This is a genomic window from Bacillus sp. ISL-35, assembly GCF_018613355.1.
GTDB lineage: Bacteria > Bacillota > Bacilli > Bacillales > Cytobacillaceae > Mesobacillus.
The window spans coordinates 216306-230096 of sequence record NZ_JAGGQK010000001.1; the positions used below are offsets into that span (position 1 = coordinate 216306).

Annotated in this window: 10 protein-coding genes; all 10 read left to right on the forward strand. The window is 46.2% G+C overall.

Features of this window, described 5'->3' with window-relative positions; translation table 11 throughout:
• The first annotated feature begins 192 nt into the window (after positions 1-192).
• The 10 genes from buk to J7E38_RS01170 all read left to right on the forward strand — a co-directional run bounded on the left by buk (position 193) and on the right by J7E38_RS01170 (position 13789).
• Positions 193-1278 (forward strand): butyrate kinase, encoded by a 1086-nt coding sequence (gene buk, locus J7E38_RS01125; RefSeq protein WP_214704424.1) that lies wholly within the window; start codon positions 193-195, stop codon positions 1276-1278.
• Positions 1279-1338: 60 nt separating this feature from the next.
• Positions 1339-2760, forward strand: a complete 1422-nt coding sequence (gene lpdA, locus J7E38_RS01130; protein ID WP_214704423.1) for a dihydrolipoyl dehydrogenase — start codon at positions 1339-1341, stop codon at positions 2758-2760.
• Between the two features lie 69 nt (positions 2761-2829).
• Positions 2830-3825, forward strand: coding sequence for a thiamine pyrophosphate-dependent dehydrogenase E1 component subunit alpha (locus J7E38_RS01135; protein ID WP_214704422.1), 996 nt, complete (start codon positions 2830-2832; stop codon positions 3823-3825).
• Positions 3826-3837: 12 nt separating this feature from the next.
• On the forward strand, positions 3838-4821 hold the full coding sequence (locus tag J7E38_RS01140) for an alpha-ketoacid dehydrogenase subunit beta (RefSeq protein WP_144476445.1): 984 nt from the start codon (positions 3838-3840) through the stop codon (positions 4819-4821).
• A 257-nt stretch (positions 4822-5078) separates the two neighbouring features.
• Entirely contained in the window at positions 5079-6383 is a 1305-nt protein-coding gene (locus tag J7E38_RS01145) for a dihydrolipoamide acetyltransferase family protein (RefSeq protein WP_214704421.1), read from the forward strand.
• 193 nt (positions 6384-6576) lie between these two features.
• Positions 6577-8532: a methylmalonyl-CoA mutase family protein gene (locus tag J7E38_RS01150; RefSeq protein WP_214704420.1), complete on the forward strand. Its 1956-nt coding sequence runs from the start codon at positions 6577-6579 to the stop codon at positions 8530-8532.
• Complete coding sequence (gene scpA, locus J7E38_RS01155) at positions 8519-10699, forward strand: methylmalonyl-CoA mutase (RefSeq protein ID WP_214704418.1); 2181 nt, start codon at positions 8519-8521, stop codon at positions 10697-10699. Before J7E38_RS01150 ends, scpA begins: the two co-directional genes overlap by 14 nt.
• The gene (gene meaB, locus J7E38_RS01160) at positions 10699-11829 is read left to right on the forward strand and encodes a methylmalonyl Co-A mutase-associated GTPase MeaB (RefSeq protein ID WP_214704416.1); all 1131 of its coding nucleotides are present in this window, start codon (positions 10699-10701) and stop codon (positions 11827-11829) included. The genes scpA and meaB overlap by 1 nt, the downstream gene beginning before the upstream one ends.
• A gap of 514 nt (positions 11830-12343) precedes the next feature.
• Positions 12344-12781: a BrxA/BrxB family bacilliredoxin gene (locus tag J7E38_RS01165; RefSeq protein WP_214704415.1), complete on the forward strand. Its 438-nt coding sequence runs from the start codon at positions 12344-12346 to the stop codon at positions 12779-12781.
• A gap of 216 nt (positions 12782-12997) precedes the next feature.
• Positions 12998-13789 (forward strand): transporter substrate-binding domain-containing protein, encoded by a 792-nt coding sequence (locus J7E38_RS01170; protein ID WP_214704414.1) that lies wholly within the window; start codon positions 12998-13000, stop codon positions 13787-13789.
• Positions 13790-13791 lie beyond the last annotated feature (2 nt).

The window sequence follows — 13791 nt, forward strand, 5'->3', positions numbered from 1 at the left end:
TTTTCAAGGAGGTGCTTTTCTCCAGCAGTGTGAAAATCTGCATGATTTCAGCTATGTGAAAGAAGAATACACCCTTAATCAAAAATGATTTGCAGAGTGCGCTGAATCGAACCTTCGGCGCCTCTGCTGTTTCCTAAATGCTACTGACGTTACGGATTGGAAGCAGCCCGTAAGCAAATTGGAGGTTTAACTGTGCAACAAACAGAACATCGGATTCTAGTCATAAATCCAGGATCTACATCAACGAAAATAGGTGTTTTTGATAACGAAGTATCAATTTTCGAAAAAACAATCCGACATGATTCAGCTGTCATCAACTCCTATGAGACCATCATCGATCAATACGAATTCAGGAAGAATACGATACTTGAAACGCTTGATACCGAAGGCATCAACATTTCAAAATTGAGTGCTGTTTGTGGGCGCGGCGGTCTTTTACGGCCAATCGAGGGCGGTACATATGCAGTTAACAATAAGATGCTTGAAGACTTGCGGGCAGGCTACTCTGGCCAGCACGCATCAAATTTGGGCGGTATCTTGGCTTATGAAATCGCCTCTGGTTTGAACATTCCTTCCTTTATTGTAGACCCGGTCGTGGTCGATGAACTTGACCCGATCGCACGAGTTTCAGGGTTCTCGCTCATTGAACGCAAGAGCATTTTTCATGCTCTGAACCAGAAGGCGGTTGCGCGCAGGGTTGCCAGAGAACTCGGCAGGAGGTATGAAGAGCTTAACCTCATCATTACCCATCTTGGTGGCGGTATCACTGTAGGAGCCCATAAGAGGGGCAGGGTCGTTGATGTCAATAATGGTCTGCATGGTGATGGTCCTTTCAGTCCTGAACGTGCAGGCACAGTGCCGGCTGGAGACCTGGTTCAGCTATGCTTCTCAGGGGATTTCTTCCGGGATGAAATCATGAAAAAGCTTGTCGGCCAGGGAGGTCTGGTTGGCTACCTGGGCACGAATGATGCAGTCAAGGTCGAAAAGATGATCAAGCAGGGGAATGAAAAAGCGAAGCTTGTATATGACGCGATGGCATATCAGGTAGCAAAAGAAATCGGTTCTGCCAGCGCGGTCCTATCTGGAAAAGTAGACGCGATTGTCCTAACAGGCGGACTTGCTTACGGCAAAGAGTTCGTGCAGGAAATTTCTGAACGGATTAACTGGATTGCAGACGTAATCGTCCATCCGGGTGAAAATGAATTGCAGGCCCTTGCAGAGGGAGCACTTCGAATTTTACGAGGCGAAGAAGATGTCAAGGAATATCCGGGCAGATAACCATGCAGTGCTGAAATTGAACCAACATTCTTAGTTAATATATATAGAGGAGGGATACCGATGGCTCAAGAATATGATTTAGTCATTCTCGGAGGCGGTACAGGAGGATACGTGGCAGCAATCAGGGCTTCTCAGCTTGGGTTGAAAACTGCCATCGTTGAAAAAGGAAAGCTGGGTGGAACATGCCTTCATAAAGGCTGTATTCCAAGCAAGGCATTGCTTAGAAGTGCTGAAGTGTATGCAACTGCAAAGAAAAGTGAAAACTTTGGGATTACAGTTGGCGAGGTTGCGGTGAATTTCACCAAAGTGCAGGAAAGGAAAGAGAAGATTGTCGAGCAGCTCCATAAAGGAGTCCAGCACCTGATGAAACAGGGGAAAATCGATGTCTTTGAAGGTTTGGGCAGAATCCTCGGCCCTTCCATTTTCTCACCTATGCCGGGTACCATTTCAGTAGAGATGAATAATGGCGAAGAAAACGAAATGCTCATCCCTAAAAATGTGATCGTCGCTACTGGCTCACGTCCAAGGACGCTGCCGGGCCTTGAAGCAGATGGCAAATATGTCATGACGTCTGATGAAGCACTTGTCATGGAAGATCTTCCAAAGTCGATCATCATCGTTGGCGGAGGCGTTATAGGGATTGAGTGGGCTTCCATGCTTGCTGATTTCGGAACAGAAGTGACAGTCATTGAGTATGCTGATCGAATCGTTCCAACTGAAGACAAGGAAGTTTCAAGAGAGATGCAGCGTGCGATGAAGAAAAAAGGCGTGAAAATCGTAACAAGTGCCAAAGTCTTATCTGAGACGCTCCAAAAAGGTGATGGAGTCACGATCAGTGCAGAGGTAAAAGCTGAAACGAAAGAATTCACTGCTGAAAAATTACTGGTTTCTGTTGGTCGCCAGGCTAATGTTGAAGGAATTGGACTTGAGAATACTGAAATTCAGCTTGAAAGAGGATTCATCCAGACAAACGAATTTTACCAGACGAAGGAATCCCATATTTATGCGATCGGTGATGTGATTGGCGGCTTGCAGCTTGCGCATGTGGCTTCACATGAAGGAATAGTGGCAGTTGAGCACATTGCCAATCAAAACCCTCATCCAATCGACTATACGCTCGTCTCAAAATGTATTTACAGCTCTCCAGAGGCTGCCAGCGTTGGATTGACAGAAGACGAAGCAAAAGAAAAAGGCTTTGAAGTTAAGACAGGTAAGTTCTCATTCAAAGCAATTGGTAAGGCGTTAGTATATGGTGAGTCAGATGGTTTTGTGAAAATCGTAGCTGACAAGGAAACCAATGATATTTTAGGTGTCCATATGATTGGACCGCATGTGACGGATATGATCTCAGAAGCGGGACTTGCAAAAGTTTTGGATGCTACACCATGGGAAGTTGCCCACACAATCCATCCGCATCCGACATTATCTGAAGCCATCGGTGAAGCTGCCCTGGCTGTGGATGGAAAGGCAATCCATTCTTAAATTTTTTTAATGAACAACAACTCTTTTCCGAAAAGAAAAGCTTCGTACGAACAATTGGGAGGTATTAAGATGGCAGAAAATCGTCACGCTGCACTTGGCTTAAGTGATGAAAAGGTAATGGAAATGTATGAAACAATGCTTTTGGCCCGCCGGCTGGATGAGCGGATGTGGCTATTGAACCGTGCCGGGAAAATTCCTTTTGTGATTTCCTGTCAGGGGCAGGAAGCAGCACAGGTAGGAGCTGCCTTTGCGCTTGATCGCGAGAAGGACTATGTACTTCCTTATTACCGTGACATGGGTGTGGTCTTAACTTTTGGCATGACGGCAAAAGACTTAATGCTTTCAGGTTTTGCCAAAGCGGAAGACCCAAACTCTGGAGGTCGTCAGATGCCTGGACATTTTGGGCAAAAGAAAAACCGGATCGTAACAGGTTCTTCACCGGTAACAACACAGGTTCCTCACGCTGTTGGAATCGCACTTGCAGGTAAAATGGAGAAAAAGGACTTAGTAACCTTCGTTACCTTCGGAGAAGGATCTTCCAACCAGGGCGATTTCCACGAAGGAGCTAACTTTGCGGGAGTCCATAAGCTTCCTGTCATTTTCATGGTTGAGAACAATAAATATGCAATCTCGATACCTTATGAGAGACAAGTCGCTGCCGAAAAGGTATCAGACCGTGCAATTGGTTATGGCATGCCAGGGGTCACTGTGGATGGAAATGATCCTTTAGAAGTTTATAAAGTGGTAAAAGAAGCTGCTGACCGCGGACGCCGTGGTGAAGGCCCAACACTTGTCGAGGCCGTCTCCTACCGTCTGACTCCGCACTCATCAGATGATGACGATAGAAGCTACCGTGCGCCTGACGAAGTTGCCCAGGCAAAGACGAAGGACCCTATCATTACCTTCGGCGCATATTTAAAGGAAAATGGCCTAATGAACGATGAGAGTGAAAAGGAAATCAACGATCGAATCATGAAGCTGGTCAATGAAGCAACAGATTATGCTGAAAATGCACCGTATGCAGAGCCTGAACATGCTTTGAAATACGTATATGCTGAAGAGTAAGGGGGAACGGAAATGGCGGTAATTTCTTATATAGATGCAGTGACATTGGCAATCAAAGAAGAGATGGAAAGAGATCCGAGAGTTTTTGTCCTCGGTGAAGACGTTGGTAAAAAAGGCGGGGTTTTCAAGGCTACGCAGGGCTTATACGAAAAGTTCGGGGAAGACCGGGTCATCGATGCACCGCTTGCGGAATCAGCGATTGCTGGTGTTGGAATCGGTGCGGCAATGTACGGAATGCGCCCGATTGCGGAGATGCAATTCGCAGATTTCATCATGCCTGCTGTAAACCAGATCATCTCAGAGGCGGCAAGGATCCGCTATCGCTCAAACAATGACTGGAGCTGTCCGATGGTCATCCGTGCTCCGTATGGCGGCGGCGTCCATGGTGCACTTTACCACTCCCAGTCTGTTGAGGCAGTATTTGCTAACCAGCCTGGGCTGAAAATCGTGATGCCTTCAACACCTTATGATGTTAAAGGTTTGCTGAAAGCTGCGATCAGGGATGAAGATCCAGTGTTGTTCTTTGAACACAAGCGTGCCTATCGATTGATCAAAGGCGAAGTTCCAGAGGATGATTATGTACTTCCAATCGGAAAAGCTGACGTCAAGCGCGAGGGTGAAGATATCACCGTCATCACTTATGGCCTGGCTGTTCACTTTGCTCTTCAGGCAGCCGAAAGACTTGCGAAGGATGGAATCTCTGCTCACATTCTGGATCTTCGAACGGTATATCCATTGGACAAAGAAGCGATCATCGAAGCTGCATCCAAGACTGGAAAAGTCCTTCTTGTAACGGAAGACAATAAAGAAGGCAGCATCATGAGCGAAGTTTCTGCGATTATTGCTGAACACTGCTTATTCGAACTCGATGCACCGATCAAGAGGCTAGCTGGCCCGGATGTTCCTGCTATGCCATACGCTCCTACTATGGAGAAGTACTTCATGATCAACCCTGATAAAGTTGAAAAAGCAATGAGAGAGCTTGCTGAATTTTAAATAGAAATGCGGAAGCGCCTTGGTCAGCCCCGACAGGCATAAGACGAACCGCGAGGAGGCAGTTCCTCAGCCAGGCAACTGCCCCGAACATACTTCCCTGCAGCCTTGCGACGCGGCGTTAGCCGTGGGAGCAACTAGCTTCTTCGAATGTACATCACGCGGCGGCTTATGACCCGAGGGGCTAGGCGCTGTAGCTGGACACCGACTCGAATGGATATTTTCCAAATCTATTATAAGAAAAGAAGGAGGGTCAACCTGTGGCGATCGAACAAATCAAAATGCCTCAATTAGGCGAGAGTGTTACGGAAGGAACAATCAGCAAATGGCTGGTTTCTGTTGGTGATAAAGTAAATAAATACGATCCACTGGCCGAAGTCATGACTGACAAGGTAAATGCTGAAGTACCATCTTCATTTACAGGTACAATCAAGGAATTGATTGCGAATGAAGGAGATACTTTTGCGGTTGGTGAAATCATTTGCACCATTGAAATTGAGGGCGGCAGCACCGAGGAGGCTCCAGCTGCAGAGAAACCTGCAGCAGAAGCTGCACCAGGAAATGCTGCACCAGCAGTGTCCGGCAATGATGGAAACAGAGCAAGGTACTCACCTGCAGTGCTGAAGCTAGCTCAGGAGCACAATATCGACTTGGCTCTGGTTAATGGTACAGGGGCAGGCGGAAGGATTACCCGTAAAGATCTACAGCAGATCATTCAATCCGGAAATATTCCTCAGCCTTCTGCAGAAGCACCTAAGGCTCAAGCTGCTGCACAGACAGAGGCTCCAGCCCAGCCGGCTGCGCCATCTCAGCCAGCAGCTGCAACTGCATCTGCACCTGCGCCGTCTGTACCAGTTGCTGCCGGTGACATCGAGATTCCTGTGAGCGGAATCCGCAAGGCGATTGCTGCGAATATGCTGCGCAGCAAGCATGAAGCTCCGCATGCCTGGACAATGGTGGAAGTGGACGTTACAAACCTTGTAGAATACAGAAATGGTTTAAAGGATGATTTCAAGAAAAAAGAAGGATTCAACCTAACTTTCTTTGCTTTCTTTGTGAAAGCAGTCGCACAGGCATTGAAAGAATTCCCGCAAATTAATTCTATGTGGGCTGGCGAGAAGATCATCCAGAAAAAAGATATCAATATTTCAATCGCGGTTGCTACGGAAGATGCCTTGTTCGTTCCTGTCATTAAAAATGCAGACGAAAAGACAATCAAAGGCATTGGCCGGGAAATCAATGAACTTGCCCAGAAGGTACGTACTGGCATGCTCCGTTCCGAGGACATGCAGGGCGGTACCTTCACTGTCAACAACACAGGTTCTTTCGGTTCTGTCCAATCAATGGGAATCATCAATTACCCACAGGCTGCGATCCTTCAGGTCGAGTCAATCGTTAAGCGTCCTGTCGTAATGAACAATGGCATGATCGCAGTTCGCGATATGGTCAACCTGTGCCTGTCCCTTGACCATCGTGTACTGGACGGCCTTGTTTGCGGACGTTTCCTCGCAAGGGTAAAAGAGATCCTGGAAAACACATCAAAAGACACAACATCAATCTATTAATTCATCTATCTAAAGACGCCCAGAACAATTCTGGGCGTTTTCCTATGGAGGTTAAATTGATAAAACTGAAATGGTCGTTCGTTGCTAGAATAGCATTCGTATACTAAAATAAAAGAGGAATATAAAAATTAGAATTTTATCACAATTGCATGCGAAGGGGGGAAGGCTGTCTGAACTTTGGACAGTGAAGTTTATGACAATTGAGAACATGAAGGCTGCCTCGTTCAAGGACGCGGCATTTGAAGACTGGCAAAAGAAAGCTGCTGCTTCATTAAAAGGAAAGCCGATTGAAACACTTTATACACATACATATGAAGATATCACTCTTAAGCCGCTTTACACAAAAAATGATCTCCCGGATGAATTGGCTGGGGCTCTTCCTGGGGAACCAGACTACAGGCGCGGCATCCATCCATACGGATACCAGTCTGAATCCTGGCATATAGCGAACCGCCTTTCTTACAACGATTTGCCGGAACTTAAAGAAAAGATGGACTCTGCCTTAACCAAGGGACAAACAGCGATTTCCTTTGAGGTAAAATCCGATTTGTTCCCTGACCAGCGTGGATTGGCAGAATTCTTCGCTTCTTATAAAAATGACTATCCTTTAAGTTTGAATGCAGGATTGCTTCAAACACCGCTTCTTGCTGCATTGTCAATTGCCTGCAAGGAGGCAGGGCCTTCAAGTAAGGTTTCGGGTTTTGTTGCCGCAGATCCTGTTGCCGACGCGGGCCAAAATGGGGGACTTCCAAAAGAGGAAAAGGCATTTTTTGCAGAATGGGCAAAGGTGCTGGAGGAAGCAGACCAGCAATTGCCACAACTAAAAACAGTGCTCGCCAATACTGTCCCATATCATGACAGCGGTGCAAGTGCGGTTCAGGAACTTGCTGCCGGCATTTCCACCGGGGTATACCTGCTGCAGCAACTGCTTGACCAGGGATGGGATCTAAAGAAAGCGTTATCAAAATTCGTGTTCCACTTTGCAATAGGCTCGAACTTCTTCATGGAAACAGCCAAGCTTAGGGCTGCCAGGATCCTTTGGAGTAAAATAGCAGAAGCATTCGGGGCTGAACGAGAAGATCAAAGAATGGTAGTATCAGCTGAAACTTCAAAGTTCACGAAAACAATCTTTGACCCTTACGTGAATATGCTCAGAGTGGGGAATGAAGCCTTTGCTGCAGTACTGGGAGGCATACAGTATCTCCACACAGGAAGCTTCGAGGAAGCAGCAGGAACAGTTAGTGCCTTCTCTGAAAGGGTTGCCCGCAATACACAGCTGATCCTTAAATCCGAGGCACATCTCGAAAAGGTAGCTGACCCTGCAGGAGGATCGTGGTATATCGAATCCTTGACTAATGAACTAGCTGAAAAGGCGTGGGATCTGTTCCTTGAGCTGGATGGCAGGGGAGGGATTTATGAGGCTCTTAAGTCCGGATGGTTCCATGAACAGATTGCAAAGACGGCCGATGCCCGGGAACAGGATATTTTCAATCGGAAAAAGAGCATCATCGGGACAAATGTTTATGCCAATCTATCAGAAGCTGTCAGCCAGCCTGAAGTACAGGATAGAAATAGTAAATATTTCGGAGGCACGCTTGCGGACAGCGTGAAAATGATTGAGTCAGAGGATTCTCTATTAAAAAGATTTGAAGACATAGAAAAAAGCTTTGCGCCATTAGAATCCAAACGTTTATCACAACCGTTTGAAAAACTGAGATTCAGGGCAAATGGACTGGAGAAAATGGGGCAGCGTCCGGTGGTTGGCTTAATCTGCCTAAATCAGCTGAAAAAGCACAAGCCAAGAGCGGATTTTATTTCTGGTCTTTTATCAGCGGGCGGCATTCATGCGCTAAGGAGCGGCGAGATCCATACAGTTCAGGAAGCGCTGGAATTCATCAAAGCATCAAGTGCAAAACAATTTGTCATCAGCGGGGACCAGACTTCCTACAATTCATTCGGTCCCGGGCTGGCGCTGGAAATCAAGAAGGAATATGATGTAAAGCTTTATCTGGCAGGAATTCCGGAGGAAAAAGAAAGCGAGTGGAAAACTGCCGGAATCCAGGATTTCCTGCATGTAAGAAGCAATGCATACCAGTCGCTATCTTCGATCCTTCAAGAAATGGAGGTAGGAACCAATGCAAAAGCCTGATTTTACAAAAGTCACTATATTTGCTGATGAGAAAAAGGAAGGCAAGGAGCAGGTTGACTCTTATATAAAAGAAAAGCTCGAAGACTTGTTATTTGAAACAAATGAACAGATCAAAGTGAAGGCCGTGTATACAAAGGAAGATCTCGCGTCTGCGAACCATCTGGATGGTCTGCCTGGTTTGCCGCCTTACACAAGGGGACCGTATCCTGCGATGTATGTAAACCGTCCATGGACGGTAAGACAGTATGCAGGCTTTTCAACTGCAGAAGAAAGCAACGCATTTTACAGAAGGAACCTGGCGATGGGACAAAAGGGTTTGTCTGTTGCCTTTGACCTTGCGACCCACAGGGGATACGATTCAGACCATCCGCGGGTGGAAGGTGACGTCGGAAAGGCTGGTGTCGCGATTGACTCCATCCTCGATATGAAAATCCTGTTTGATGGAATTCCGCTTGATCAGATGTCTGTGTCAATGACAATGAACGGGGCTGTCCTTCCGATCATGGCATTCTTTATTGTGACAGCCGAGGAACAGGGAGTAACACAGGATCAATTATCCGGTACGATCCAGAATGATATCCTGAAAGAGTACATGGTCAGGAACACCTATATTTACCCGCCTGACATGTCAATGAAAATCATCGCTGATATTTTCGAGTACACATCCAAATACATGCCTAAATTCAATTCAATCAGTATTTCTGGCTATCATATGCAGGAAGCTGGAGCACCGGCAGATATTGAATTAGCCTACACGCTGGCAGATGGCCTTGAATATGTGCGGACAGGCTTGAAAGCCGGCATTGATATCGATTCATTCGCTCCGAGATTAAGTTTCTTCTGGGCGATCGGCATGAACTATTTCATGGAAGTTGCCAAAATGAGGGCAGCAAGATTTATTTGGGCAAAAATGATCAAGACTTTCAATCCGAAAAATGAAAAGTCAATGGCATTGAGGACACATTCACAGACATCGGGATGGAGCCTGACCGAGCAGGACCCATATAATAACGTAATCCGTACATTGGTGGAGGCACATGCCGCGGCGATGGGCCACACACAATCCTTGCACACCAATGCTCTTGATGAAGCGATCGCGCTGCCAACGGATTTCTCTGCCCGCATTGCCCGCAACACACAATTATTTTTGCAGGAAGAGACCGGGATAACAAAAGTGATCGATCCATGGGCAGGAAGCTATTATGTTGAAAGTCTGACAGACGCGCTGATTGAGAGAGCTTGGGAGCATATCGAAGAGATTGAAAATCTTGGCGGTATGGCTAAAGCGATCGAAACGGGTTTGCCGAAGATGCGCATTGAAGAAGCAGCTGCAAGACGCCAGGCCCAGATTGACTCTAGTAAAGAAACAATTATCGGGGTGAATAAATACAGGCTTGATCAGGAGGATCCGCTTGAAATCCTCGATATCGATAACTCCGCCGTGCGCGCGAAACAGATCGAAAGGCTGAAGCAGCTGAAAGAAAATCGTGATGATGAAAAAGTAGAATCCGCTTTGAATGATCTGGCTGCTGTGGCCGAAACTGGTGAAGGCAATCTACTCGAGTATGCAGTAAGAGCCGCACGGGCAAGGGCGACACTGGGAGAGATTTCAGATGCCATCGAAAAAGCGGCAGGAAGGCATAAAGCAGTCATCCGGTCAGTAAGCGGGGTATACAGTGCAGCTTTCACGAATGAAGAAGAGATTTCCGAAGTACAGCAAATGACGGCAGAGTTCCTCGAAAATGAAGGGCGCAGACCGCGAATCATGATTGCCAAGATGGGGCAGGATGGCCATGACCGGGGTGCTAAAGTCATTTCAACCGCTTTTGCAGACTTAGGCTTTGATGTCGATATCGGACCGCTTTTCCAGACACCTGAAGAAACAGCCATCCAGGCAGTGGAAAACGATGTTCACGCCATAGGGATCAGCTCTCTGGCAGCTGGGCATAAAACGCTATTGCCCCAGCTTGTAAATGAGCTGAAGAAGCTTGGACGTGAAGACATTGTGGTCATAGTCGGCGGAGTCATCCCTGCTCAGGACTACCGGTTTTTATATGACAATGGAGCCAGCGCAATTTTTGGGCCTGGAACGATCATTCCGGTTGCAGCCCAAAAAGTGTTGCGGACAATTTATGAGCGCTTGGGCTATGAGGAAGTGTCCCACTAATGAAGGACGAAAAAAAGCCTGAATGGTTTGACCCGGGGAAGGCTGATTCCTTTTCAAGCACCGTGAAGCCGGGAGTATCAGGGAATGGTCATGGTAATGAACTCACTGTAAAAACAGGACGTTTCGTAAAAAAAACAGTAGCCCGTAAAATAGACCCGGATTCTCTTGCAGCTGAAATCATGAACGGGAACAGGACGGCACTGGCAAAAGGAATCACTTTGATTGAAAGCAACGCGGAGCATGATTTTCAATATGCCCAATCTCTTTTGCAAAGACTCCTTCCTGTATCGGGAAAATCCATCAGGATTGGCATCACAGGTGTCCCGGGAGCTGGGAAGAGCACCTTTATCGAAAGCTTCGGCAGCTATCTGTGCGAGCTGGGACACAAGGTTGCAGTACTCGCTGTGGACCCTACCTCAAGCTTGACAGGTGGAAGCATCCTAGGAGATAAGACAAGGATGGAAAAGCTTGCGAGAAATCCGCGGGCCTTCATCCGTCCCTCCCCATCCGGAGGGAAACTTGGGGGTGTACACCGTAAAACGAGGGAAACAATGCTTGTCTGTGAAGCAGCAGGCTTTGATGTCATCCTGGTTGAAACGGTCGGTGTCGGACAGAGCGAAGTCATAGTCAGGGATATGGTCGATTTCTTCATGCTGCTTGTCCTCACGGGTGCAGGTGACGAACTCCAGGGCATGAAAAAAGGAATCATGGAACTTGCGGATTCGGTTATTGTCAATAAAGCAGATGGTCAAAATGAACAGGCTGCCAAAAAGACAAAAGAAGAATATAATAGGATTCTTCATTTCCTGCAGCCGGCAACGAAGGGTTGGCAAACGACCGCTTTAACGAGTTCTGCGCTGTATGATAAAGGGAACGACGAGATATGGAAAATGATTTCGGACTTCTCGAGCCTTACAAAGGAAAGCGGGATTTTTGAGGAAAGAAGAAGATCCCAGACAAAGGAATGGCTGAATGATATGATCATCGACCAGCTTCAGATGAATTTTTTTCATCATCCTGCGATCAAAAGTTTGCTGCCGATAATAGAAAACGAAGTGATTTCAGGAAACAGGCCAGTCGCCTCAGGAGTCGATGAGTTATTTAAAGCCTTTTTCAAAGCGAAAAAATAAGCTGTCCTATTCTGGATAGCTTTTCGTAATTGTTTAGGAAATTATAAAATTGGTTAGGTGTCGAAAACTACATGTAGTTTTCTTAATCTAGCTCCAGCGCCTAGCCCCTCGAGTCGCTTGTCTAGTGTCGCCTCCTAGAAACTCCGAAACTTCAACTCCGCCGGCAGAAGCAAAAAGCGCTTCTTTGTCGGAGTCTCCAGTTTCTGCGTTTCTGAACAGTCGGCTATACTTTTCGGTTTCGGTCCGCCCAATGAAGTCAAAGAACGACTTCACCGGTCGGCCCTCCAGCGCTTGTCGGGGCTTAACGAGGCGCTTACGCTTTTTGTTCCTGAGCAAAAAAAGCGGACAACGGAATATGCCGTTGTCCTTCATCTAGGGAGTTTAGGGGTATGGATCTAGCTGTATTGTTACCTTTCCCGGATTTCAGGGCAGTTAAACATACTTTGAAAAATTTATTTTAATTGGTATCATTAATTATGTACTAGTTAATTCCCAGCAGAGGAGAGATTGATCAATGAGCATGGATTTTAATTTTTTCATGAATGATGTTGTCCGTCAGGCACGCCAGGAAATCGTGGCAGCTGGATATACAGAACTGACCACTAGCGAAGAAGTAGAACAGGCTTTGGCCAAAGAGGGTACGACACTAGTAATGGTGAATTCCGTTTGCGGATGTGCCGGGGGCATCGCCCGCCCAGCTGCAGCGCATTCTCTTCACTACGATAAGCGCCCTGACCAAATTGTTACTGTTTTTGCAGGACAGGATAAAGAAGCAACAGAAAAGGCACGCAGCTATTTCACTGGATTTCCGCCTTCATCTCCTTCCTTCGCACTTTTAAAGGATGGAAAGCTTTGCAGGATGATCGAGCGCCACGAAATCGAAGGCCACGATCCAATGCAAGTAGTGAATAAACTGCAGGATGCTTTCGAAGAATATTGCGAAGAAGTATAAATGTTAAAGAACCCCGGTTTTTCGGGGTTCTTTTTTTGTCTGAAAAAACTTCTTTATTTATATTTAAAAATATTATTGCATATTTATAGATATGTGTTAAAATTCATTTTAGTTAATAATTATTAGTTCGATCACTTAGAAAAAATAGATTGCTAACTAATATATTAGTTAAATTGTATAAAAATTACAGTATGAACATTATAGGGGGAAAACAAAGTGAAAAAGGCATTATCAATCTTAATGATCAGCATGTTAATTATGGGAGTCCTTGCTGCATGTGGGACAAGCTCTGAAAAAACTTCAGGCAGCGGCGGTGAAGAAAAGAAAGTCCTTAAAATGGGAACTTCAGCTGACTACCCGCCATTTGAATATGTGGAAACAGCAAAAAGCGATGAAATAATTGGTTTTGACGTAGATTTAGCCAATCTGATCGCAAACGAGTTAGGATACGAAATTGAAATCAAGGATATGGATTTTAACGGCCTTATTGGTGCAATCCAGGCAGACCGCGTTGACTTTGTCATGGCAGGCATGACTCCAACTCCAGAGCGTAAAGAGAACGTGGACTTCACTGATGTTTACTATACGGCACAGCATATGATCGTTTCTGCGAAGGACAGCAAGATCAAATCGATTGAAGACCTGAAAGGAAAGACTGTTGGTGTCCAGCTATCATCCATCCAGGAAGAAGAAGCTGAAAAAATTGCGGAAACAGTGGATATCAAAATTGAGAAACGTACAAGAATCCCTGAGTTGGTCCAGGAAATCAAAGCTGGACGTATCGATGCGGCGATTATTGAAGATACAGTAGCAAAAGGCTACTTCGACAATAATCCAGACCTTGAAGGTTTCACGCTTGAAGACGGAAGCGAAGAAGAAGCTGGTTCAGCAATCGCGTTCCCTAAAGGAAGCAAACTGACCGAGGAATTCAACAAGGTTCTGAAAGAAAAGATGGAGAACGGTGAAGTAGACAAATTGATCGTTAAATGGTTTGGCGGAGAAAAGTAAGA

Coding starts and splice junctions, on each gene's coding strand:
- lpdA (WP_214704423.1), top strand. CDS start 1,339: ATGGCTCAAGAATATGATTTAGTCATTCTCGGAGGCGGTACAGGAGGA.
- J7E38_RS01135 (WP_214704422.1), top strand. CDS start 2,830: ATGGCAGAAAATCGTCACGCTGCACTTGGCTTAAGTGATGAAAAGGTA.
- J7E38_RS01140 (WP_144476445.1), top strand. CDS start 3,838: ATGGCGGTAATTTCTTATATAGATGCAGTGACATTGGCAATCAAAGAA.
- J7E38_RS01150 (WP_214704420.1), top strand. CDS start 6,577: ATGACAATTGAGAACATGAAGGCTGCCTCGTTCAAGGACGCGGCATTT.
- scpA (WP_214704418.1), top strand. CDS start 8,519: ATGCAAAAGCCTGATTTTACAAAAGTCACTATATTTGCTGATGAGAAA.
- meaB (WP_214704416.1), top strand. CDS start 10,699: ATGAAGGACGAAAAAAAGCCTGAATGGTTTGACCCGGGGAAGGCTGAT.
- J7E38_RS01165 (WP_214704415.1), top strand. CDS start 12,344: ATGAGCATGGATTTTAATTTTTTCATGAATGATGTTGTCCGTCAGGCA.